We start from the raw sequence: 21,792 nt of genomic DNA, 5'->3' as shown, positions 1-21,792 counted from the left end.
CTGAACATCATCGAGCCGTACGAGGACCCGGACACGTTCGACGCGTAGACCAGGTGCTTGCCGTTGTAGACGACGTCGGTGAAGTCCTTCACCGAGGCCCACCCGTTGCCCGGCTTCGCCAGCGAACCCGTCGAGGACCAGTGGTACGTCGACGGCAGGGCGCAGGTGCTGCCCGACGGCGCGGGTGTCGTCGGAGTGGAACCGGCCGGGGTGAGGTTCCAGTGCTGGTTGGCGGCGCCCCAGGAGTCCCAGATCTGGACGGGGGTGCCGTTGGCGGTCTGGTTGCCGGGCGTCTCCAGGGCCTTGCGGGTGGCGACGTTGGTGAGGGTGTAGGAGCCGTCGCTGTTGCGGGCGGCCTTCCAGTGCTGGTTGGCGCCGCCGTTGTCGTCCCAGACCAGCAGCTTGGTGCCGTTGGCGGCCTGGCCGGCCGGGTCGTCCAGGACCCGGCCGCTGGCGAGGTTGGTGAAGGTGTAGGAGCCGTCGCTGTTCCTGCCGGCCCGCCACTGCTGGTTGGCGGCGCCGCCGGCGTCCCACACCTGGACCGGGGTGCCGTTGGCGTTCTGCCCCGCGTACTCGTCGAGAATGCGGCCGGCGGCCACGTCGGAGAGGGTGTAGACGGCTCCGGAGGTGATGCCCCCGCCCGGCGTGCCGCCGTCTCCGCCGCCGTTGCCGCCGCTGCTCGCGCTCAGGGTGGTGAGGACCGCGCCGTAGGCGGGCTTCTTGTTGCCGTTGCCGTCGAACAGCAGCGCGTTCTCGCCGGTGCGCCAGGAGTCGCTGTCACGGATGCCCCACACGGTGATGCCCGTGCAGCGGGCGACGTTGAGGCAGTCCTGGACGGCGGCGGTGTACCCGCCGGTGGGTGCCTGGGCGATGTCGAGCTCGGTGATCTGGACGTCCACGCCGAGTGCGGCGAAGCTCGACAGGGTGTTCTGGAAGCTCGCCGGGGGGCCGCCGGCGCCGAAGTGGCTCTGGAAGCCGACGCAGTCGATCGGCACACCGCGGGACTTGAAGTCCTTGACCATGCGGTAGACGCCCTGGGTCTTGGCGTCGGACCAGTTCTCGATGTTGTAGTCGTTGTAGCAGAGCTTGGCGGAGGGGTCGACGTTCCGGGCGGTGCGGAAGGCCTCCTCGATGAAGCCGTCGCCCAGCACGTCCTGGAACACCGAGCTGCGGTGCCGGCCGCTGCCGTCGTCGGCGAACGCCTCGTTGACCACGTCCCAGGCGTAGATCTTGCCCTTGTAGTGGGACATCTCCTGGGTGATGTGGTTGTCCATCACGCCGCGCAGGGTGTTGGCGTCGGTGGTGGCACGCACCCAGGCCGGCAGCTGGGAGTGCCAGACCAGGGTGTGGCCGCGCATCCGCTGGCCGTGCGCGGCGGCGTGACTGACGATCGAGTCCGCGGGGGCGAAGTTGAACGACCCCCGGGAGGGCTCGGTGGTGTCCCACTTCATCTCGTTCTCCGGGGTGATCGCGTTGAACTCCCGGTCGAGGATGGTGGAGTACGTCGGGTCGCCGAGCCTGCCCGAGGACACCGCCGTGCCGAAGTAGCGGCCGCTGCCGGCCGCCGCCTCGGCGGTCGTGGTCGGTGCGGCGGCTTTCGACGTGCGGGCGGCCTGGGCGATCAGCGGCACGGCGGCGCCCGTGGCGGCGAGGGCCACGGCGACGGCGATCACACGGCGGGTCGCCGGGCGGCGGCGATGGGAACGGTTCTGATCGGGCAACGGCTTCTTCCTCTGGCACGGTGGGCCTTGGTCCTGGCCTCGTTCACCTGCTGGTTGCCGCCGCCCGCAGGAAGGTTGCCGTGATCCGGGAAATTTTTTTCAGCGGATGCGGGAGCCGGTGAAGCGGGCGACTTCGGCCAGGTCCTCCCCGATCCGGCGCGCGGCCTCCCGCAGCGGTGGGAGGACGGTGCCGTGGATCCGGTCGGCGGCGCCGCGGCCGGCGCGGAGGGCGAAGTCGGCGGCGGTGCAACCGCCGCAACCGCCGCAACCGCCGCACTGCCTCCGGAGGTCGGGACCTCGGGGACAGTACGGCAGTTGCGTCCGGTGACCGCTCAGACGGCCCACTTCTGGTTGCTCTGGCCGTTGCAGGTCCACAGGTCGATCAGGGCGCCGTCGGCGGTGGACCTGGCGGTGACGTCGAGGCAGAGCCCGGACTGGGCGCTGGTGATGGTGCCGTCGGCGTTCACCGTCCACTGCTGGTTCGGCTGGTTGTTGCAGGTCCAGATCTCGACCTTGGTGGCGGGCGCGGTCTGGCCGTTGTACGCGTCCAGGCACATCCGGGTGCCGCCCGAGGAGACGGTCAGCTGGCCGGAGGAGGTGCGGGTCCAGGCCTGGTTCGGTTGGCCGTTGCAGTCCCAGATCTGCAGCTGGGTGCCCGGGGTGGTGGTCGAGTTCGGCACGTCCAGGCACTTGTCCGCGCCGACCGCGCGCACCGGGCCGGTTCGGTCCGTGCCGCCGCCGGTGCCGCCCGCGACGCGGAACATGGTGGTGCCGTGCGCCGGAACCGAGGCGCTGATGGTGCCGGTGGTGGTCGAAGTCGCGCCGGACCACAGGTCGGTGAGGCTGTAGCCGGAGGCGTCGGCCTTCCCGATCGCGGCGGCGGTGGTGCTGATGGTCGCGGTCGATCCGGTCTCGTTGAACAGGGCCACCGAGACGTCGCCGTTCGCCAGCGGCTTGGCCAGCACGTCGAGACCGCCGGTGGAGGAGACGAGGGTGCCCTGCTTGCCGAGCGGGTCCTGGTCGACCGCGATCACCCGGGCATTGGTGAGCGTGGCCAGGGTGGCCGCGCCGGCCGAGGCGATGTTGGTGCCGGAGATCAGCGGAGCCGCCATCTCTGCCCACAGGCTGAACTCCGAGCGGCTCTCGGTGTCGGTGAGCGGGCTGTTGCCGACCTCGAGCATGTCCGGGTCGTTCCAGTGACCGGGCCCGGCGTAGGCGGCCAGGTTCACGTTGCTGTGGAAGATCGACAGCATGCTGGAATAGCCGGCGTTGATGTCGCCGGTGGTGCGCCAACTGTTGCCGACGCCGGCGCCCCAGGTCCACACGGCGTCCTCGCCCCAGCTGCACAGGCTGAACAGGACGGGCCGGCCGGTCGCGGCCAGGGCGTCGCGCATCGTGGCGTACCGGGTCTGCGCGGGCGCCTTGGTGCCCTGGGGGCAGGAGTTCTGCCAGCAGCCAGGCCCTGCATAGCAGTTGTCGTACTTCAGGTAGTCCACGCCCCAGTCGGCGAAGGTCTGTGCGTCCGTGGTCTCGTGGCCCAGGCTGCCCGGGAAGCCGGCGCAGGTCTGCAGTCCGGCGTCCTCGTAGATGCCCAGCTTCAACCCCAGCGAGTGGACGTAGTCGGCGGTGCCCTTGATCCCGTCCGGGAACTTGTTCGGATCAGGCACCAGACGCCCGTCGGAGCCCCGAGCGCGGGTCATCCAGCAGTCGTCGATGTTGACGTACTCGTACCCGGCGCTCTGCATGCCGTTGTTGTGCATGGCCAGCGCCGTGCTCTTGATCAGCGGCTCGGAGACGTCGCAGCCATAGGCGTTCCAGTCGTTGAAACCCATCGGCGGCGTGATCGCCAAACCGTTGCCCACGGCCGGTGCGGCCGGTGCGGCCGCGCCGAGGGCCGCAGCCGGCTGGGCTGCGCCGAGGGAGAGCAGTGGAATCGCCAAGGACAGGAGTAACGCCGAGAGTACGCAGGCAAGCGTCCTCCGCAGCCGTGCGCGTGCCGTCGGCCGGGTGACGCGCGGGTTCGCGTGGAGCATGTGGTCGCCTCCTGGCGGGAGTGGTGGGGGAGGTGTCTGTTTCTCGCGGTTCGGCATCAACCCGATATAGGTGTGGGCATGACAAGCACATTTCGGTGGATGGCTCCACAGTTGTGGTGTGGGGGCTCCGAGAGGACCCGATCGGGGGCGGTGAGGTCGCAGCGTGAAGAAATGGAGGACTGTGCGCCGGTATTTCCGGTGCGGCTCCCCCGGCATGTCGGGGCGGCGAATCCATCCCGGATCTCCGGTTCGGCCTCGTGGGCGCCGGAAGAATCGGAGAAGCGGCCGCACGAGCCGCGCGGGTGGCCGGTCGTGGCGCTCAGGTCCGCATGCCGGCCTCCCGATCGGCGGTGGATTCGACGGCTGAGTGTTAGCGCTAACAATCACTCGCAAAAAATGTCACCGGGATGAATGCCCCCGGCGTCGGCCAATTGGGAGCTTCCAATACCCTGCGCGCAGTGTCAACCCTTCTCGCGACAATGCACGCCTCCTGGCGATCTGTCCGGGTTGATACCGGTTCAGATGGCCGAGGTGGCTCATGAGCCAATGCCGCCACGCCGCCTTCCTGCTGCCCTCACCGCGCCTGCGGCTCGTCCGGCGACCGGCTCGCCCCTGATGAGGAGCCCACGCCTGCCGACGGCCGGGGCAGTGCCAAACGGTGTCCTGACGCCGGGGATGAGCCACAGTCGCATCGGCATGCAGTGGCGGCTGCTTGCGCCGCGTTCTGGCGTTGTGGGCCGCTCGGCGGCAGACTGTGCGTGACTTCCAGTCAGGAGGTCGTCACGCTATGGAGGCGTTGAGGCATGGGCATGCTGTCGGCTGATCCGCGGACCTTGGCCCGCGAGGCGTACACCTACCTCTACCCGCTGGTCATGATGGACGTCACGCGTCGGCAGGCCACCTCTCCGGCGGCAGCGCAGAAGCCGGGCTACGGCGCGCCGAACGAGTTCCATCACCTGCGCGAGTTCCCCTCGGCGGAGTTCCGTGCCGTGGTGCGGCCGAACTTCGACACGCTGTACTCCAACGCCTGGCTGGACCTGACCGACGGCCCGGTGGAACTGCACGTCACCGACACCGCCGACCGGTACTTCATGCTCCCGCTGATGGACATGTGGACGGACGTGTTCGCCACCATCGGCAAACGCACCACCGGAACCGGCGACCAGGACTACCTCATCGTCGGTCCCGGCTACGCCGACACTCCCCGGGCCGGGGTGACAGTGCTGCGGGCGCCGACACCCTACGTGTGGATCATCGGCCGGACCCAGACCAACGGCCCGGCCGACTACGCCACCGTCTGGAAAGTCCAGGACGGCTACACCCTGACCGCGGTTCCCCCGCGCGGGTACGTGCCCGGCGAGCCGATTGACGTCCAGACCGACGCGCTCGCCCTGGTGAACAATCTCAGCACTGTCGAGTTCTTCACCTCGGCTGCCCAGGCACTGGCGGTCAACCCGCCGCACGCCGCGGACTTCTCCACCCTGGCCCGGATCGCGCACCTGGGTATCGTGCCGGGCCAGGCCTTCGATCCCGGCCGGTTCACCGATGCCGACCTCGCCGAGATCGACGCCGGCGCCAAGGAGGCACTTGCGAAGATCCTCGGGTCGATGGCGAGCTTCGGCGTCGCGGCCAACGGCTGGCGGACCTCCCTGGACACCATGGGTGTCTACGGCAACAGCTACTTCAAGCGCGCCGTGGTGGCTGCCGGCGGCCTCGGCGCCAACCCGCCGGAGGACGCCGTCTACCCGGTCCTCGCCGCCGACGCGGACGGCGACCCGGTCAACGGCGACCACGACTACACCCTGCGGTTCGAGGCCGGTGAGATGCCGCCGGCCGGTGCCTTCTGGTCGGTCACCATGTACGACGGCGAGGGCTACCAGGTCGCGAACGACATCGACCGCTTCGCCCTCGGCGACCGTGACGACCTGGCCTACGACGAGCAGGACGGCTCGCTCACCATCTTCATCTCGAAGCACAACCCGGGCCCGGAGCGGGTGTCGAACTGGCTGCCTGCCCCGTCCGGCCCGCTGGGCATCACGATGCGCCTCTACGCACCCGAGCCCGAAGTCCTCGACGGGACCTGGAACCCGCCCGCAGTCGTCAAGGGCACAACAGATCGTTCGACGATGGGTTGAGCCCGGGCCCACCACCCGGTGATCCGGCCCGGCAGGGTGTCCGGATGCGCATGGATCCTGTTCCGGACGATCTGTGGGAGCGGGCGGATCCGCTGTTGCCGCCCGCTCCTGAGCGGGCGGCAACAGCCCGGCCGGCTGCGTGCTTCCGGCCGGGCGGCACTCGCCGGGGGTTCGGGCCGCCGCGGTCCGTCAGTTGGCCGGGAGCCTCGGGGTGCGGGTCGGCTCGGTGCGGCGCCGGCCGGTGGCCTCGAAGGCGGCGGCGAGGCGCAGGAGGGCGGTGTCGTCGTATGCGCGGCCCGCGAAGGTCAGCCCGACCGGCATGCCGGTGTCGGTCATGGTGCCCATCGGCACGGTCACGGTCGGGATGCCGAGGTGGCGCGGCACGAGGTTGCCGTTGGCGACCCAGACACCGTTGCGCCAGCCGAGGTCGGCGGAGGCCTCGTCGACGTCCATGTCGGCCGGGCCGACGTCGGCGACCGCGGGGAAGACCACGGCGTCCAGGGCGAGTTCGTCCATCCAGCCCTCCAGGTCGAGGCGGCGGGTCTCCTCCAGCCCGCGCAGTCCCTGTTCGAGGTGGGGGATCTCGGTGAGCGACGCGTACGGGCGCTCGCGCACCAGTCGCGGGTAGTCGGCGATCGTGTCGTCGAACCCGGCGTAGCGGTCCGGCAGTTCGCCGGGGTGCTTGGGCCAGATGCGCGCGGGGTCGACGTCGGCGAGGGTCGGCAGGGCCGGGTCCCCGTTGGCGCGCAGGAAGTCGTCCCAGGACCAGGCGGACAGGTCCTCGATCTCGACGGTGAGGAAGTCACGGCCGACGAGGCCGCGGGTGAACAGCGACGGAGCGCCGGGGCGGTCGGACTCGTAGTTGGTCACCACCGGGAAGTCGACCTCGACGACCTCGGCCCCGGCGGCCTCCAGGTCGCGGCGGGCGGCCTGCCACAGGGCGAGGACCGAGGCGCGGGTGTCGATCCGCTGCCCGGTCTGGCCGCCGATGCCGCCGTCGGGGTTGGTCCCGGCCTCGGGGTCGGCGTTGATGTACATCCGGGGCACGCCGACGCGTCGGCCGGCGAGGGTCGAACCCGCCGCCGCGGTGTCGGCGGGGGCCAGTGCGGGGTACGAGGCGGGGCGGACCTCGGAGGCCGCGGGCAGCGGGATCCAGGGCTGGGAGCGCCACAGGTCGCCGCGGGTCTCCGCGTCGTCGGCGACGATGACGTCGAGCAGTTCGAGGAGGTCGGCCATGGTGCGGGTGTGCGGGACCACGACGTCCATGGTCGGGACCAGCGGCCAGTTGCCGCGCACCGAGATCACGCCGCGGCTGGGGGTGTAGGCGCACAGCGCGTTGTACGAGGCGGGCGCCCGGCCCGAGGACCAGGTCTCCTCGCCGAGGCCGAACGCGCCGAAGGAGGCCGCCGTGGCGGTACCCGAGCCGTTCGAGGAGCCGGAGCCGTACGCGCTGGTCAGCCAGTCGGCGCTGTACGGGCTCTCGGCCCGGCCGTAGACGCCGCGCTGCATGCCGCCGTTGGCCATCGGCGGCATGTTGGTCAGGCCGATGAGGACGGCGCCGGCGGCGCGCAGCCGCTCGATGGCGAAGGCGTCGCGCTGGGCGACGAGGTGCTCGAAGGCCGGCGAACCGGCGGCGGCGGTCAGGCCCTTGGCGAGGTAGCTGTCCTTGGCGGTGTAGGGGATGCCGTCGAGCGGGCCGAGGGTGCGGCCCTGCGCTCGGCGGGCGTCGGAGGCCTCGGCGTCGGCGCGGGCGTCCGGGTTCATCACGACGAGCGAGTTGAGCGCTGTGCCGGTGCCGGGCCGGTCGTAGGCCTCGATCCGGGCGAGGTAGGCGTCGAGCAGGCCGACCGAGGTGGTCTCGCCCTTCTCCAGCGCCGCGCGCAGGTCGGCGATGCCGGTCTCGACGACGTCGAAGGCGTGTGTCATGCGGGTTGCTCCAGGGGTGTTCGGTCGAAGGTCGAAGGTCGGAAGCGGAAGGTCGGAAGCGGAAGGTCGGAAGCGGAAGGTCGATGGTGCCACCGTCTCGGGGCAGCGGGGCAACTACACGACGGCGGGCGCGAGTTCGTCGCTGTGCGGGCGGTCGTGGGCCGGGTCGGGCATCCGGCGGTCGGGGCGGCGTGCGAGCAGGTAGGCGAGGCCGGCGAGGGTGACGGTGCCGACGCCGAGCGGTGCCGCCCAGATCTGGTACCAGGGCGCTCCGGCGGGGGCGAGGATGGCGCGCGGCCAGCAGATGTTGACCACCTCGAAGCCGGTCCACAGCACCGCGAGGACGTTGAGCGGGGTGCCGAGTCGTCCGTAGCCGACCGCTCCGGCGGGCTGCCAGGTGCCGCGCAGGCGGGCGGTCAGGGCGACCACGGTGAGCAGGAAGAACGGCACGAAGGTGGCGGCACTGCCGAAGGTGATCAGGCTGCCGATGGCGGAGGTGTTCAGGCCCAGGGGCAGCGCGGCGCAGCTGATCACCGTGGCGGCGAGCAGGCCGCCGATCGGTGCCTTGTGCCGGTTGACCTTGCGGATGTGGCGGGAGAAGGGGAAGACGTCGTCGCGGGCGAGGGAGTAGAGGCCGCGGGCGGCGCCGCCCTGGGAGGCCATCAGGCAGGCGGTGAAGCTGATCAGGACGACCAGGACGAAGGGCTTGTCGGCCCAGCCGCCGAAGGCGTGGGTGACGGCGGTGGTGACCGGGTCGAGGTCCTTGACGGCGACGACGTCGGCGGGGTCGGGGTGGGCGAGCTCGACCGAGACCGCGTTGAGGATGACGACGAGCCCGACGCTGATCAGCGACCACCACATGGCCCGGGGGACCTGCCGGGCGGCGTCCTTGGTCTCCTCGGCGGTGGACACGCAGGCGTCGAAGCCGATGAACGCCCAGCCGGCGACGGCCACGGCGGCGAGCAGGGCGCCGGTGTCGCTGACGCCCAGTCCCTGCGGGGCGTCGAGGAAGTCGGTGAGCAGGGACAGGCCGTGCTGCCGGAAGACCAGCAGCAGGGTGAGGCCGACCAGGACGGAGGCGACGGCCTCGGCAGCGATGCCCAGGCTGACGAACCAGCGCAGGAGGTTGATGCCGTAGGCGTTGACCAGGGCGCAGAAGAGCATGAAGCCGACCGAGACGAGGACCTGCTCGGCGGGCGTCGGGACGGTGCCGAAGAGGGCGAAGAGCCAGGGCGAGGCGAGGTAGGCGACGGTGGTGTTGCCGAACATCACGGCGAACTGCCACAGCCAGCCGCTGAGCCAGGCGACCGCCGGTCTCGCCAGGCGTCTGCTCCATTGGTAGGCGCCGCCGGCCAGCGGCCACTGCGAGGCGAGTTCGGCGTAGACGGCGACGACCAGGCACTGCCCGAGCAGGCACAGCGGCAGCGCCCAGACCCAGGCGCCGCCCGCGACGCTCATGCCGACCTGGACGGCGGCGTACAGCCCGACGACCGGGGAGACGACGGCGAAGCCCATGGAGATGTTGCCGAGCACGGTCAGGCTGCGCCGCAGCTCCTGCTGGTAGCCGAGCGCGGCCAGCCGGTCGGCGTCGGTGGCGTCGCCGGCATGGGTGGCATCGGTGGGGGTGTTCTCGGCCACGGGCGGCGCCCTCCTGATAAAACTAACTTTGTTAGCAACTGCTGTCGGTCTGGCACGATAGCCCCCGGACACGGAGAGCGGAAGAGGGGAATTTTTCGGTGGGCCGACCGAGCAGAGCACTGCTGACCCGCGAGCGGATCGCGCGCGCCGCACTCCAGGTGGTGGACGAGGAGGGTCCCGACGGCCTGACCATGCGGGCGCTCGCCGAGCGGCTCGGGGTCAAGGCGGCGTCGCTCTACAACCACGTACCGAGCAAGGACGCCCTGGTCGACACGGTCTCCGGGCTGGTCAACGACGAGATCGACCACGCGCCGCTGAGCGATCCGGACTGGCGGGCCGGCCTCGCCGGGTACGCGCGCGGCTACCGCGCGGTCTTCCTGCGGCACCCGAACGCCGTCTCCCTGCTCGCCCGCCGCCGGGTCGAGGCCGACAGCGCACTGCGCGGCTACGACGCGCTGCTCGCCCTCCTCGGCCGGGCCGGCCTCGACCCCGCGGACGCGGCGGAGGTCGCCGCGGCGATCGACTACCTGGTGCTCGGCTCCGCGGTGGAGACCTTCGGGGCGGGCTTCACCCGGGAGCCGGCCGCGTACCGGCCGCAGTACCCGGCGCTCGCGGACGCCCTGGAGGGCTCCGCGGCCCGGGGCGGTGGCCCGGCGGGGCTCGACGACCGGGGGTTCGAGCTGGGGCTCGGGCTGCTGCTGGACGGCGTCCAACGGCGGACGGCGTAGGCGGGGGCGTGGGGGGCTCGGTCCCGCGGCCGGCGCGTCTCGCACGTCGCCACAGCCCGAGCGGCGGCCCCCCGTCCCGGTGATCGGGACGGAGGGCCGCCGTCGGGGATGATCCGGCCCGAGTGGGGGATCGGGGGATCAGCCGGCCATGGTGGTCTGGATGAAGTCCTTGAACGCCGTCACGTTGGTGTAGATCGAGGGGTCGACCGCGCAGGTGGAGGAGCTGCCGCCGGCTCGGCTGGTGGCGCCGAGCAGCCGCCACTCACCGTTGATCTGCGCGATCGCCGGGCCGCCCGAATCGCCGTAGCAGGCGCCCTGGTTGTTGCCGTCCGGGCCCTGCGGGTTGTTGACGCAGAGCTCGGAGGAGGGGTCGTAGCCCTCGGCGCAGCCGCTCGGGAGCAGGCTGGTGTCGAGCTCCTTGAGCTGGTCCGGGCCGTTGTCGCCGCCGGGCTGCGGCGTCTCCTGGCCCCAGCCGAGCAGCTTGGTGGCGGTGCCGGCCGGCGCGCTGTCGGCGATGGCGATCGGGGTGGCCTGGACGGGGCCGGCGAGTTGGAGCAGGGCGATGTCGTTGTTGGTGCTGTAGTTCGGGTGGGGGACGATCTTGGCCAACGAGGCGACCTCGCCGCCCGAGGTGCGGTCGTTGGAGCCGACCCGGACGGTGAACTGGTCGGCCGTGCCGCCGGCCACGCAGTGCGCCGCGGTGACCGCCCAGGTGGGCGAGATCAGCGAGGCGCCGCAGATGTGCTGGCCGTTCTGCTGCAGCGAGACGATGAACGAGTAACCCTGTGCGGCGGTGCCGCCGCCGATGATGGTCGGGCCCGGCAGGCTCGCGGCCGAGGCGCCGGTCGCGGGTACGGCGAGGGCGAGCGCGGTGGCCGCCGCGGCGGTGGCCAGGATCCTGGGCAGGGGGAAGCGACGCATGACGTGTCCTTGTCCGGCGGTGTGTGGGGCCGCCTGTGGGGGTGACGTGAACCTGTCGAACTGCCCGCAAGGCTGGCCCCTGACGGATCGTCGGGGAAATCCGCCACTCGGCGGGAAGAAGTCCACCCCCAGGAGGCTTGCGTCGACACGCAAATATGCGCGAGGATCGCGCACCCGAGGCCGGGTGGCGGCACGGTGACTCGCGGGCCCGGCCGCGGGGGAACGAAACGAACAGCGGACCTTCTCGTGGGCGTAGCCCGGCCCTCCACCGTCCACAGGCCGAGGCCGCACCTGCGGGGGCAGGTGCGGCCTCGGCCTGTGGGGTGGTCAGACCGTCGCCGGGGCGTCGGCCTCCTCGGTGGACTTCGCGGCCGGCTTCGGCCGGGCGAAGTACTGGTAGGCGATGGTGAGGGCCGCCAGCGATGCCCCGACCAGGCCGGTGACCGCGAAGCCCCAGGCCGGTGCGGAGTGGTCGATGACGGCGCCGGCCAGTGGTGCGCCGATCGCCCCGCCGATCGTCATCGCCGAGCCCTGGAGTCCCGCGGCCTGGCCGACCACCGACGGTGGCACCGCCCGGGTGATCTCCTCGGAGGCAGAGGCGAGGGTCGGCGCGCACATGAAACCGGAGGGGAGCATGGCCACGGCGAGCCAGATCCAGCCCGCGTGGCCGGCGATCCCGACGGGCGCGATGGTGAGCCCCATCAGCAGCATCAGCCGCGGCAGCCGCCAGGGCCGGCTGGTGGCGCCGTGCCAGAAGCCGCCGACCAGGGAGGCCGCGCACCAGATCGCCACGCAGACCCCGGCCCACTCGGTGTCGCCGACCCCGCGCAGGACGGCGGTGATCGAGATCTCGCTGCCGGCCAGGACGAGGTTGGCCGCCAGGCTGACGCCCAGCACCAGCAGGAAGCCCGGACGGAGCCAGAGGCTGCGCCCGGTCGGCTCCGGGACCGCCGGGTCCTTCGGCGCGGCCGCCGCCCCGTCGGCCCCGGCCGGGGCGAGCCGGGTGAGCAGCAGCCCGGCTCCCAGGTAGAGCACGCCGATCCCGGTCATCGTCGCGGTGGCGTCGTTCACGGCGGTGATGGCACCGACCGCGACGGCCGGTCCGACCATGAACACCACCTCGACCAGGATCGCGTCCAGGGCGAAGGCCTGCCGCTGCTGCTCCGAGGGGATGTTGGTGGCGATCGCCCGGCGGATGGCCGTGAACACCGGGAGCCCCATGAACCCGGCCACCAGGGAGGCCGCGAGCAGCCACGGGTAGGGGAGGTAGGGCGCTCCGATCCAGAACACGGCGTCGACCGTGCCGGTGACGAGCACCACCGGGCGCACGCCGAAGCGGTCCAGGGAGCGGCCCAGCAGGGGCGCGCCCACGGCCCCGCCGAGCGTCAGCATCAGGTCCGCGAGCCCGGCCGCGCCGTAGCCGCGGTCCAGGTCGATGACGACGTGCAGGGCGAGGGCCATCGAGGCCGCGGTGAACGGGAGACGGGCGAGCAGTCCGACGACGAACACGGTGCGCGCTCCGGGGAGCGCCAGGAGTCCCCGGTAGGACGCGAAGGCCTTGAGCACGGGTCACTCCTCCCCGACACGGACGAGCATCTTGCCGGTGTTGTCGCCCCGCAGCACCCCGAGGAACGCCTCGACGACGTGCTCGAAGCCCTCGACGACCTGCTCGTCGGCGACGATCCGGCCGGTCTGGAGATGGGGCGTCAGCCAGCTCACGGCCTCCTGCTGGAGGTGCATGAAGTGCCGTACCTGGTAGCCGCGCAGATGGATGCTGCGGTCCGACACGGCGTAGAGGTTCCGGGGCGCCGCGGGCGGCCGGTCGGGGCGGTTGTACTGGGAGATCGCGCCGACCCAGGCGATCCGGCCGAACTCGCGGGTGGCGCCGATCGCGGCCTCCAGGTGGTCGCCGCCGACACCCTCCAGCACCGCGTCGACGCCCTTCGGGGCCGCCTGCGCCAGCAGGTCGGCCACCGGGCCGTCGTGGTAGTCGAAGGCGGCGTCGAAGCCGAGCCGTTCGACGACGTGGCGCACCTTGGCCGCCGAGCCGGTGCTGCCGACCACGTGCCCGGCGCCGGCCAGCTTCGCGATCTGTCCGGCCACGCCGCCGACCGCGCCGGCGGCCGCCGAGACGTACAGCGCCTCCCCGGACTGGACCCGGAGGATCTCGCGGACGCCCACGTAGGCCGTCAGGCCGGTCGCGCCGAGCACCGACAGGTACGTGGCCGTCGCCACGCCGGCGGCCGGCCGGATCACGCGTCCGCGGCCGTGCTGGATCAGCGCGTGGGTGCTCCAGCCCCCGCCGTGCTCCACCAGGTCGCCCACCCGCAGGTCGGGGTCCGCGGAGCGGACGACGCGGCCGATGGCCCGGCCGAACCCGAGTGGTTCGTGCAGCGGCCACTCCTCGTCCATGAGCTCCCGCATGTACGGGTCGACGGACAGGTAGATGTTCTCCGCCAGGGCGGTGCCGGGTTCGACCGCGGGGAGCGGGTGCTCCACGACGGCGAAGTGTTCGGCGCCGGGTACACCGTCGGGGCGTGCCACCTGGTGTACGGCGCGGAATGTGGAAGACATCGTCTCCGTCCTGAGTTGTGGGCCGGGGGGCGTCGGAAGCGGGGTCGGGAGCAGGGGGTCGGAACTTGGGTCGGAACGGGCGTTGGGACAGTAGCTTCAGCGCAACTCGGCGTCCTGGCCGGGGTACAGGAACATCGGGGCCAGCCGCCGGTCGGTGGAGTCGGCCGGCTCGCCGGAGTGCACCAGCCGTCCGCCGCCGCCGCCCAGGCCGCCCGGCACCCAGTACAGGCCCAGGCAGGCGTCCCAGGACTCCGTCCGGCCGGTCTCGACGTCGACCGCGAACTCCGCACGGGGGACGACCCGTTGCTGGGCCACCGCGCCCTCCTCGGCGCCGAGCCGCAGCGCGTCGGCCCACTGCTGGTCGGAGACCAGCCAGCCGCAGGTGATGCCCTGGCCGCCGAAGCCGCCGTCGGGCTTGAGGATCAGCTGCTCGCGGCGCTCGCGGCAGTCCGCGACCACCGTCTCGAGCCCTGCCGCACCGGGTACCAGGGCGCGGGTCCATGGCAGCACCCGGTCCACCAAGTCCCGTTCGTCCTGCGACATGTGACCGCGCAGTCGGGGGTCCGACAGGTACGCCAGGAAGCGCTTGTTGTCGGTCAGGTCGCTCTCCAGCGGGGCCCAGAGCGCCACCTGCCCGGACCGGTGGGCGTCCCGCAGGCGGACCGTGGTGCGCCAGGCGTCCTGGTCGTCGACGACCTGGTCCAGGTCGTACAGCCGGTACACCAGGTCCACCGGCCGGCCCTGGAAGCGCGCCCCGGAGGCGGTCACCTCCAGCTCCTGGACCTCCCCGATCAGGCAGTCGAACCCCTCGGCCTCCAGCAGGCGCCGCAGCAGGTACCACGAGCCCTCGGCGTAGAGGTCCAGGCCGCCGGTGCCCTCGACCATGGCGATGACCGGGTCGCGGCCCGAGCACACCCTGGCTGCCGCCTCCCGCAGCGCGCCCGCCAGCAGCGTGGTCTGGGGCAGGTGGTACAGGCCGTGCGCCGTCCCGAACGCGCGGAAGGCGTCGTCGGCCCAGAACATCTCCGCCAGCGGCTGCACCCACTCCTGGCCGCCCACGGATCCGCCGACGTTGAACTCCAGGACCCGCAGCGCCTCGCCGTCGTGGTAGGCGTCGATCCGGCCGAAACGCGGCGGGCGCTCCTGCTCGAAGTCCCCGACCAGCTCCGCCTTGCGCGGGTCCAGGCCGAGCGCCCGGCAGGTCCGTTCGACGTCGCCGTCGAACAGCCGCGTCGGCAGGGTGGTCAGCAACTCGACCGCGCCGAGCAGGTCGGCCTCGAAGGCGCGCACCTCGGACTCGGGGTAGACCAGCGGCCGGCTCAGGTACCGGGCCCGCTTCAGGTCGGCGAGCACCGGGTGGCGCCGGGGATCGATCGACCGCAACGGGCTGTCCGGCCGGGCGAGTTCGGCATTGAGCAGGGCGCTCACCGGCTCCTTCGGCGGTGCGGCCGCCATCACGCCCCCACCCGCCGGTCGATCACGCCGCGGACCTTGCCGCTGACCGGGTGGCGCGGCAGCTCGCCCTCGCCGAGGCACTCCACGGCGAAGTGGAACAGCAGCTCGTCGGTCTCGAACTCCTGCCGCGAGCCGAGCAGCGAGAACTTCGACTCCAGGTGCGCCTTCACCGCCGCCGGATCCAGCGGGCGGGCGGACTCGGTCCGGATCACGATGGACTCGTGCCGGTCCCGGGAGGCCACCTCGACCTGCACCTGGGAGACCTCGAACGGGGCCAGCTCGGCCACCACGTCCGCGTAGAGCATGGTCTGGGCGTGGGCCTTGATCTGTCCGTCGGACCGGCCCAGGTACTCCAGCACCCGGCCGCTGAGGCCGCAGCCGCAGCTGTGCCGGAAGATCCGGCCGATGTCGCCGATCCGGTAGCGGATGAGCGGCCCTTCGAGCTTCTGCAGGCTGGTCACCAGCAGTTCGCCGACCTCGCCGTCGGGCAGCGGACGGCCCTGCTCGTCGACCACCTCCAGCAGGTTGTAGTCGTCGCAGACGTGGTGCAGCGTGCCGCTCATCTCGGAGCACTGGTAGCCGAGTTGGGCGCCGTCGTTGGCGGCGAGGATGCTGGCCACCACCTTGGCGCCCAGCTCGTCGCGGAGCCACTGCTTGTCGGTCTCCATCATCGGGCTGCCGCCGTACAGCACCTTCTCGATCCGCAGCTCGGGGAAGGCGGCCTTGGCGGCCCGCAGCACCGGCAGCAGCAGCGCGGGCATGCCCAGCACGGCGTTGGCGTCGAAGCTGCGCACCAGCATCAGGATGTGGTCCGCGCTCGCGCTGCCGCCGACGGTGTAGGTCTCCACCGGCATCCGGGAGAGCTCGTTCTGACTGGTCACCAGCCCGCCGTAGAGCTCCCCGCCGAACAGGGTGTTGATCACCCGGTCGCCCGGCCGCAGGCCCAGCGCGTACAGCACGGGGATCGCCTCGCGGATCATGTTGGTCCAGTCGGCCCGCGAGTAGACGATGTACCGGGGAGTGCCGGCGGTGGCGCCGCTGCGCAGGACCTCGCCGCTGGGCCGGTCGCCGCCGGACAGGTCGTGCGAGGTGGGCAGGGAGTGCCGCTCCAGGTCCGACTTGTTGAGGACCGGCAGCCGCTGGAGGTCGGCGCGCTCCGTCACCCGCGGCAGGTCGAGCCCGCCGTAGTACGGGGTGCGCCGGGCCCGCTCGACGAGGTAGCGCAGGCGCGCCGCCACCCGGCCGTCCAGCCCGTCGGCGGCCGCGGCCCGGGCCCGGGCCAGCGTGGTGCCCGGGAGGTACTCGCGCCGGGACAGCCCCTGGGCCCAGCCGGAGGTGCAGTCCAGCCGGAAGCGCCGGGCGTTGACGGTGGTGTCCGGCGTGTCGGCGCTGCCGCCGGCGCCGCCGACCGCGGGCAGCGGCGGGACGTCGACCACGACGGCGCCCGGGAAGGACTCGCCCCGCGGGGCGGTCCGCAGAGCGGGCAGCGGGAAGCCCGGGGCGCGCAGCAGTTCCTCGACCGTCCGCCACCACCGGGGCCGCGCGGTGCGGACGATGACGTCGTCGCCGGAGGCCCAGGCCAGCAGCAGGCCGCGGACGGCCGGCTCGGCGGAGTCCGGTGCGGGGTCGTCGAGGACGACCGTGCCGACCGGCGAGAAGGCGATCACGTCGTCGCTGTCCGTCAGCGGACGCCACGGGTACTGGCTCACGCCGCCGAAGAGCTCGTCGAGCCCATCGGCCAGCTCCTCGGTCCGGAACAGGAAGTCGACGCCGGCGTCGAGGAGCGCCCGGACCGCCGGCGAACCGGGCTCGCGGGTCAGCGCCCGCTCGACGTGTTCGACGGCCAGCAGCAGATCGGTCGGGTGGTACGGCCCGGCGGCCGCGGTCTGCGGCTCGGCCGCCGAGCGGCTCGGGGTGGTCGTGGCGGTCACGGCCTGGGACCTCCTGGGGTGTTGGCCGGTTCGGGCTGGCTCACCCGGATGGACCGGGTGCAGTCGGCGAGGAACCGGGCGAGGACGACGGGGTCGGGGTGCGAGGCCTCGATGAAGGCGGGGACCTGCCACTCCTGGTAGGTGATCCGGGCGGAGCCGCCCGAGGGCTCGGTGCCGGGGTCTTCGAGCAGGTGCAGCCGGTCCAGCGCCGGGTGCTCGCGCAGGTGCTCGGGCACCTCGGTACGCCAGGGCCGGGCGGGGTCCAGCTGGTGCCCGGGGAAGATGGCGAAGCCGTGGTACCGCCCGCTCGGCGCCAGCCGCTCCGGGCGCGGCAGGCCGAGCCGGATCGCGATCTCGTGCCGGGCCAGGTGGACGCCGGTGTGCCGCAGGTGGGCGGTGACGATGCCGCCGCCGCCGAGCCGGTTCGCCACCTCCAGGAACACCAGCTCCCCGGCGGCCGTCTCGAAGAACTCCAGGTGGATGCACCCGGCCTCGATCCGGAGCGCCTGGACCACCCGCTCGGTGAACGCCGTGTGGCGAGGGTCGGGCGGCAGCTGTCCGGTGGCGATGGGGGCGCCGGCGGCGAAGTCGACGGGCTTGCCGACGTACCGGCTGACCACCAGGTCGGACACCCGGCCCGCGGTCACCAGCCCGTCCGCGTGCAGGAGTTCGCCCTCGACGTACTCCTCCAGCTGGTAGGCCTCCCGGTCCGGCAGGCCGCGGTGGTGGGCGACGGCCTCCTCGGGCGTCGGGTGGATGGTGACCCCGTCGCTGGAGGCGCCCAGCCGCGGCTTGACGACCGTACGGCCGGTCCACGGCAGCCGGCCCGAGGCCGGGGGAGCCGCCACGAACCGGGGGTGGCGCACGTCGGCGTCGACGAGTGCCCGCTTCATCGCGACCTTGTCGCGGATCAGCTCCAGGGCGGCCCGGTCGGGGCCCGGGATCCCGAGGTGCTCGCGGATCGCCGCGGCCTCGAGGATCCCGAACTCCGAGAGGGCCAGCACCTGTTCCCACCCGTCCTCACGGCGGGTGCGGGCGATGATCTGCTCGGCCGGTCCGCCCGGACCGTCCAGGACCACCCGCCCGCAGCGCAGCGGCTCCGGGATCTCCGCGATCGACTCGGCCGTCCCGAAGTACGTGACGTCGTGGGCCTCGTGGTCGAGTCCCAGGTGGTAGTCGATCTTGCGGTACGGGACCTGATGCATCACCAGGATCTTCACCGGCGGCACTCCAGGGCCGTGATCCCCCAGCTGAACCCCATCGCGCTGGTGGCCAGCAGGATCAGGTCGCCGTCGTGCACCCGGCCCTCGTCCACCAGCTCGCGCAGGGCGATGAAGGTGTCCGCGCCGCCCATGTGGCCCTGCCGGTCGTAGGCGAACACCGACTTCTCCTCGGGCAGCCCGAGGGTGGTCAGCAGCCGCCGGTGCATCCGCTGGTCGCCGTGGTTGATCAGCAGGTGGGCGACGTCGTCGACCTTGGCGCCGAGAGCCCGCAGGGTCTCGTCGACCAGCGCCCCGAAGTTCCTGACGTAGGCGTCCGCCAGGCCGCGCCGGTGGGGCTCCTGCCGGATCACCACGCCGTCGGGGCGGTGCTCGCCGCGGTAGTAGTCGGCCCAGCTGCCGTCGGTGCGCATGGCGGTGTGCGCCAGGGTGAACGGCCCGGGACCGGCGGTGAGCAGGACCGCGGCCGCGGCGTCGCCGAAGTTGAACAGGTCCAGGCTGTCGGCGTCCGAGCGGTCGACCAGCCGGGTCAGCCGGTCGGCGACCAGGACCAGGGCGTAGCCCGAGCCCTGGGCGTCGAGCCGGTCGCCGGCGACCCGCAGGGCGGTGGCGCCGGCGTTGCAGAAGTTGGCGACCTCGAAGCAGTGCGCCCGCTCGATGCCCAGTGCGTGCGCGGCCTTGGCGGCCGGGGACCAGAACGGATGGTCCCACTCGCCCGAGCCCGCGAAGATGACGGTGCCGATCTGCTCCGGTGCGACCCCGGTGCGCTCCAGGACGGCGCGGGCGGCGTCCCGCGCCAGCTCCCAGGAGGCCTCCCCCTCGCCCAGCCCGGGGAACCCCTGGGCGTGGGTGACGTCGAGGATGTCGGCCACCGGCACCCCGGAGGCGGCGTGCAGGTCCTGCACGTCGACCCGCCCCTCGGGGTACCGGACGGCGAAGTCCGCGATGGCGCTCACTGCACCCGCTCTTCGACCGGCTTCGTGTTGCTGTCCGCGGCCTCGATGCTGACGCGGTGCACGGTGCGTCCGACGCCCGGCTCGACCTCGGTGGCGATGTGGTAGGTGGTGCGGGTCTTCCAGATCACCAGGTCGTGCGGCGTCCACACGTGGGTGTAGACGTGGCTCTCGTCGGTGATCAGGCTGTCCAGCAGCGCGAAGAAGGCCTCGTTCTCGTTGGGGTCGAAGCCCTCGACGCCGTCCATGTACTCCCGGCTGCCGTAGACGTAGGTCCGGCCGCTGCGCTCGTCCTTGGCGACCACGGGGTGCTGGACCGGCGGGTGCTCGTACTCGGCCTGGGCCTTGAACTCGGCCGCGGACAGGCCCACGTGCTCCGGACGGATGCGCAGCCGCTTGCTCACGGTGTGGTTGCCGGTCCGGTCGGCCAGCCGGGCCTTCCACTCCTCGGGGAGGCGGTCGTACACGTCCGCGGCGCTGGCGAACTTGGTGTGGCCGCTGGTGGAGGGCACGTTGACGCCGTGCAGCATGGTGAACGGCGCCGGGTCGGCGACGAAGGTGGAGTCCTGGTGCCAGAAGTTGCCGACCCGGGCGACGCCGACCGGCTTGCCGTCCTTCTGCTCGTTGGAGGAGATCATGATCTCCTCGAACTCCGGGTGCCGGTACTTGCTGATCACGAACGGCACCGGGCGGCCCAGCCGGCGGGCGAGCTCGATCTGCTGCTCGGGCGTCAGGTCGATGGAGCGGACCACGACCACGTCGTGGGCGTGCAGCGAGTCGATCAGGTCCGCCCACAGGGTCGGGTCCTGGAGGTCCTCGTAGGTGACGTCGGTGAACTCCACGCCGACGAACGGGTTGCTCTGCTTCTTGGTGGTCATCGTGCTTCCTCCGGGGTGGTCGAGGTGGTCGAGGTGGTCGAGGTGCTGGGGGTGGTCGAGTTGCTCGGGGTCGCGGGGTCGACGGCCCGCAGGCAGTCGTGCAGCGATTCGGCGAAACGGGCGATCTGCTCCGGGGTCCGGAACGGGGCGACCGTGACGCGGTAGCGCTCGCTGCCCTTGGCGACCGAGGGGTAGTTGATCGGCTGGACGTAGATGTCGTGCTGCTCCAGCAGCATCGAGGCCACCTGGCGGACCCGCTCGGCCCCGCGCACCATGACCGGCACGAGGTGGCTGTCGGCGTCCAGGAACTCGATGCCGCGGATCCGCAGCTCGGCCTTCAACAGGGCGACCTTGGCGTCCAGTTCGGCCCGGAGCGCGCTCCCCTTCTGGACGATGTCCAGGGTGCGGAGGGTGGCGTCCATGGAGGCCTGGGGCAGCGCCGTGGTGAAGATGAAACCGGGGGCCTGCGACCGCACGAAGTCCAGGGCGACGTCCGGGCCGGCCACGTAACCGCCCACCGTGCCGAGGGACTTGCCGAAGACCCCCTGCACGAAGGTGGCGCGGTGGTCGCCGAGCTCCTCGCTGAGGCCGGCGCCGGTGGCACCGCGCACCCCGATCGAGTGGGTCTCGTCGAGCCAGGTCAGCGCGTCGAACTCCTCGGCGAGGTCGAGGATCTCCGACAGCGGCGAGGTGTCGCCGTCCATGGAGTACACGGACTCGAACACGATGAGCTTCGGCAGGTGGGCGGGGGTCGCCGCCAGCCGGGCGCGCAGGTCGGCCACGTCGTTGTGCGCGAACACCTGCTTGGGCGCGCCGGAGCGGATGATGCCCTCGATCAGCGACCGGTGGTTGAGCGCGTCCGAGAACACCACCATGCCGGGCGTGGCGGCGATCAGGGTGCTGAGCGACTCGAAGTTGGCCACGTAGCCGCTCGAGAAGACGAGGGCGCGCTCCTTCCCGTGCCACAGGGCCACCCGCCGCTCCAGCTCGACGTGCGCCACGCTGGTGCCGGCGATGTTGCGCGAACCGCCGGTGCCGGTGCCGTGCCGGGCGACCGAGGCCTGCTGGGCGGCGATCGCCTCCGGGTGCTGGCTCAGGCCCAGGTAGTCGTTGCTGCACCAGACCTGCACCAGGCGGTCGTCGTGCCAGGTGTGGCCGGGTTGGGCCGCCTGATGGGCGACCGGGAGGAAGTCCCGGTAGAGCCGGTTGGCCCTGAGTTCGTCGAGCCTGAGGCGCAGTGGGTCCAGGATCGACGCGCTTGTCGGTGTTTCCAGGATCTCGGCAGTCATTGGTATCTCCGCTGGCAAGTGCGATGCGTCCGTGGCGGCGTGCAGCCGCGGCACCGCTGCGGAAAAGACTGCCGAGGACGCTTCCCGTTCCGTTCCCGCGCCGCTCCCGGTCGGGTTCCCGATCGCCCTCCGGCAGGCGCAGTCGGAGGTGCTTCCGGCCGGGTGGAGCGGGACCGGGATAAGCGCGAATTGTTGCGCCAGGTAACATCGGTCGGCGGGTGTACGAATGGCTCAAAAGCCTTGCAAGCGGGGAGGTTTGACTTTGCGGCAGGTTGTGGCACACAGGCCGCGAAATCAGACCTATTGACCCGTCCTTCCTCGGCATTACGACCGATATGCCGGAAATGCCATGAGTCCCCTCGAAGACGGAGTACTGAATTCCGGCCGGTC

At 72.0% G+C, this 21,792-nt stretch carries 15 protein-coding genes; 2 read left to right on the top strand and 13 right to left on the bottom strand.

Annotation, left to right across the window (positions count from 1 at the left end; genetic code table 11):
• Together ABTY61_RS07515 and ABTY61_RS07510 are read right to left on the bottom strand one after the other, a co-directional pair.
• Nucleotides 1-1,673 (bottom strand): glycoside hydrolase family 10 protein (locus ABTY61_RS07515; protein WP_350503995.1); only part of this gene is annotated, 1,673 nt, incomplete at its 3' end.
• Nucleotides 1,674-2,053: 380 nt separating this feature from the next.
• A complete protein-coding gene (locus ABTY61_RS07510) occupies nucleotides 2,054-3,754 on the bottom strand; it encodes a glycoside hydrolase family 27 protein (RefSeq protein ID WP_350503984.1) in 1,701 nt (566 codons plus the stop codon).
• Between the two features lie 803 nt (nucleotides 3,755-4,557).
• Here ABTY61_RS07510 and ABTY61_RS07505 point away from each other — a divergent pair.
• Nucleotides 4,558-5,889 (top strand): DUF1254 domain-containing protein, encoded by a 1,332-nt coding sequence (locus tag ABTY61_RS07505; protein WP_350503983.1) that lies wholly within the window; start codon nucleotides 4,558-4,560, stop codon nucleotides 5,887-5,889.
• Between the two features lie 189 nt (nucleotides 5,890-6,078).
• On the opposite strand, the gene ABTY61_RS07500 is transcribed toward ABTY61_RS07505, so the two are convergent.
• Nucleotides 6,079-7,815: an amidase gene (locus ABTY61_RS07500; RefSeq protein ID WP_350503982.1), complete on the bottom strand. Its 1,737-nt coding sequence runs from the start codon at nucleotides 7,813-7,815 to the stop codon at nucleotides 6,079-6,081.
• A gap of 114 nt (nucleotides 7,816-7,929) precedes the next feature.
• On the bottom strand, nucleotides 7,930-9,453 hold the full coding sequence (locus tag ABTY61_RS07495) for an APC family permease (protein ID WP_350503981.1): 1,524 nt from the start codon (nucleotides 9,451-9,453) through the stop codon (nucleotides 7,930-7,932).
• A 98-nt stretch (nucleotides 9,454-9,551) separates the two neighbouring features.
• On the opposite strand from ABTY61_RS07495, the gene ABTY61_RS07490 reads away from it, so the two are divergent.
• Nucleotides 9,552-10,181 (top strand): TetR/AcrR family transcriptional regulator, encoded by a 630-nt coding sequence (locus tag ABTY61_RS07490; protein WP_350503980.1) that lies wholly within the window; start codon nucleotides 9,552-9,554, stop codon nucleotides 10,179-10,181.
• Between the two features lie 138 nt (nucleotides 10,182-10,319).
• Here the strand turns inward: ABTY61_RS07490 and ABTY61_RS07485 are convergent, their stop codons facing one another.
• The 9 genes from ABTY61_RS07485 to hemA all read right to left on the bottom strand — a co-directional run bounded on the left by ABTY61_RS07485 (nucleotide 10,320) and on the right by hemA (nucleotide 21,402).
• Entirely contained in the window at nucleotides 10,320-11,102 is a 783-nt protein-coding gene (locus ABTY61_RS07485) for a S1 family peptidase (RefSeq protein ID WP_350503979.1), read from the bottom strand.
• 327 nt (nucleotides 11,103-11,429) lie between these two features.
• Nucleotides 11,430-12,668 (bottom strand): MFS transporter, encoded by a 1,239-nt coding sequence (locus ABTY61_RS07480; RefSeq protein WP_350503978.1) that lies wholly within the window; start codon nucleotides 12,666-12,668, stop codon nucleotides 11,430-11,432.
• 3 nt (nucleotides 12,669-12,671) lie between these two features.
• Nucleotides 12,672-13,676, bottom strand: coding sequence for a zinc-binding dehydrogenase (locus ABTY61_RS07475; protein ID WP_350503977.1), 1,005 nt, complete (start codon nucleotides 13,674-13,676; stop codon nucleotides 12,672-12,674).
• Nucleotides 13,677-13,772: 96 nt separating this feature from the next.
• Nucleotides 13,773-15,131, bottom strand: coding sequence for a hypothetical protein (locus ABTY61_RS07470; RefSeq protein WP_350503976.1), 1,359 nt, complete (start codon nucleotides 15,129-15,131; stop codon nucleotides 13,773-13,775).
• Nucleotides 15,131-17,062 (bottom strand): phenylacetate--CoA ligase family protein, encoded by a 1,932-nt coding sequence (locus tag ABTY61_RS07465; protein WP_350503975.1) that lies wholly within the window; start codon nucleotides 17,060-17,062, stop codon nucleotides 15,131-15,133. Before ABTY61_RS07465 ends, ABTY61_RS07470 begins: the two co-directional genes overlap by 1 nt.
• A complete protein-coding gene (locus ABTY61_RS07460) occupies nucleotides 17,059-18,267 on the bottom strand; it encodes an ATP-grasp domain-containing protein (protein WP_350503974.1) in 1,209 nt (402 codons plus the stop codon). The genes ABTY61_RS07465 and ABTY61_RS07460 overlap by 4 nt, the downstream gene beginning before the upstream one ends.
• A gap of 11 nt (nucleotides 18,268-18,278) precedes the next feature.
• Nucleotides 18,279-19,238, bottom strand: a complete 960-nt coding sequence (locus ABTY61_RS07455; protein ID WP_350503973.1) for a 3-oxoacyl-ACP synthase III family protein — start codon at nucleotides 19,236-19,238, stop codon at nucleotides 18,279-18,281.
• Nucleotides 19,235-20,113: a TauD/TfdA dioxygenase family protein gene (locus ABTY61_RS07450; protein WP_350503972.1), complete on the bottom strand. Its 879-nt coding sequence runs from the start codon at nucleotides 20,111-20,113 to the stop codon at nucleotides 19,235-19,237. The genes ABTY61_RS07455 and ABTY61_RS07450 overlap by 4 nt, the downstream gene beginning before the upstream one ends.
• Nucleotides 20,110-21,402 (bottom strand): 5-aminolevulinate synthase, encoded by a 1,293-nt coding sequence (gene hemA, locus ABTY61_RS07445; RefSeq protein ID WP_350503971.1) that lies wholly within the window; start codon nucleotides 21,400-21,402, stop codon nucleotides 20,110-20,112. Before hemA ends, ABTY61_RS07450 begins: the two co-directional genes overlap by 4 nt.
• Nucleotides 21,403-21,792 lie beyond the last annotated feature (390 nt).

Origin of the sequence: Kitasatospora sp. NPDC096128 (genome assembly GCF_040303105.1) — a bacterium.
GTDB lineage: Bacteria > Actinomycetota > Actinomycetes > Streptomycetales > Streptomycetaceae > Kitasatospora.
Note: the sequence above shows the minus strand (reverse complement) of the source record. Positions and strands in the feature narration are given on the sequence as shown.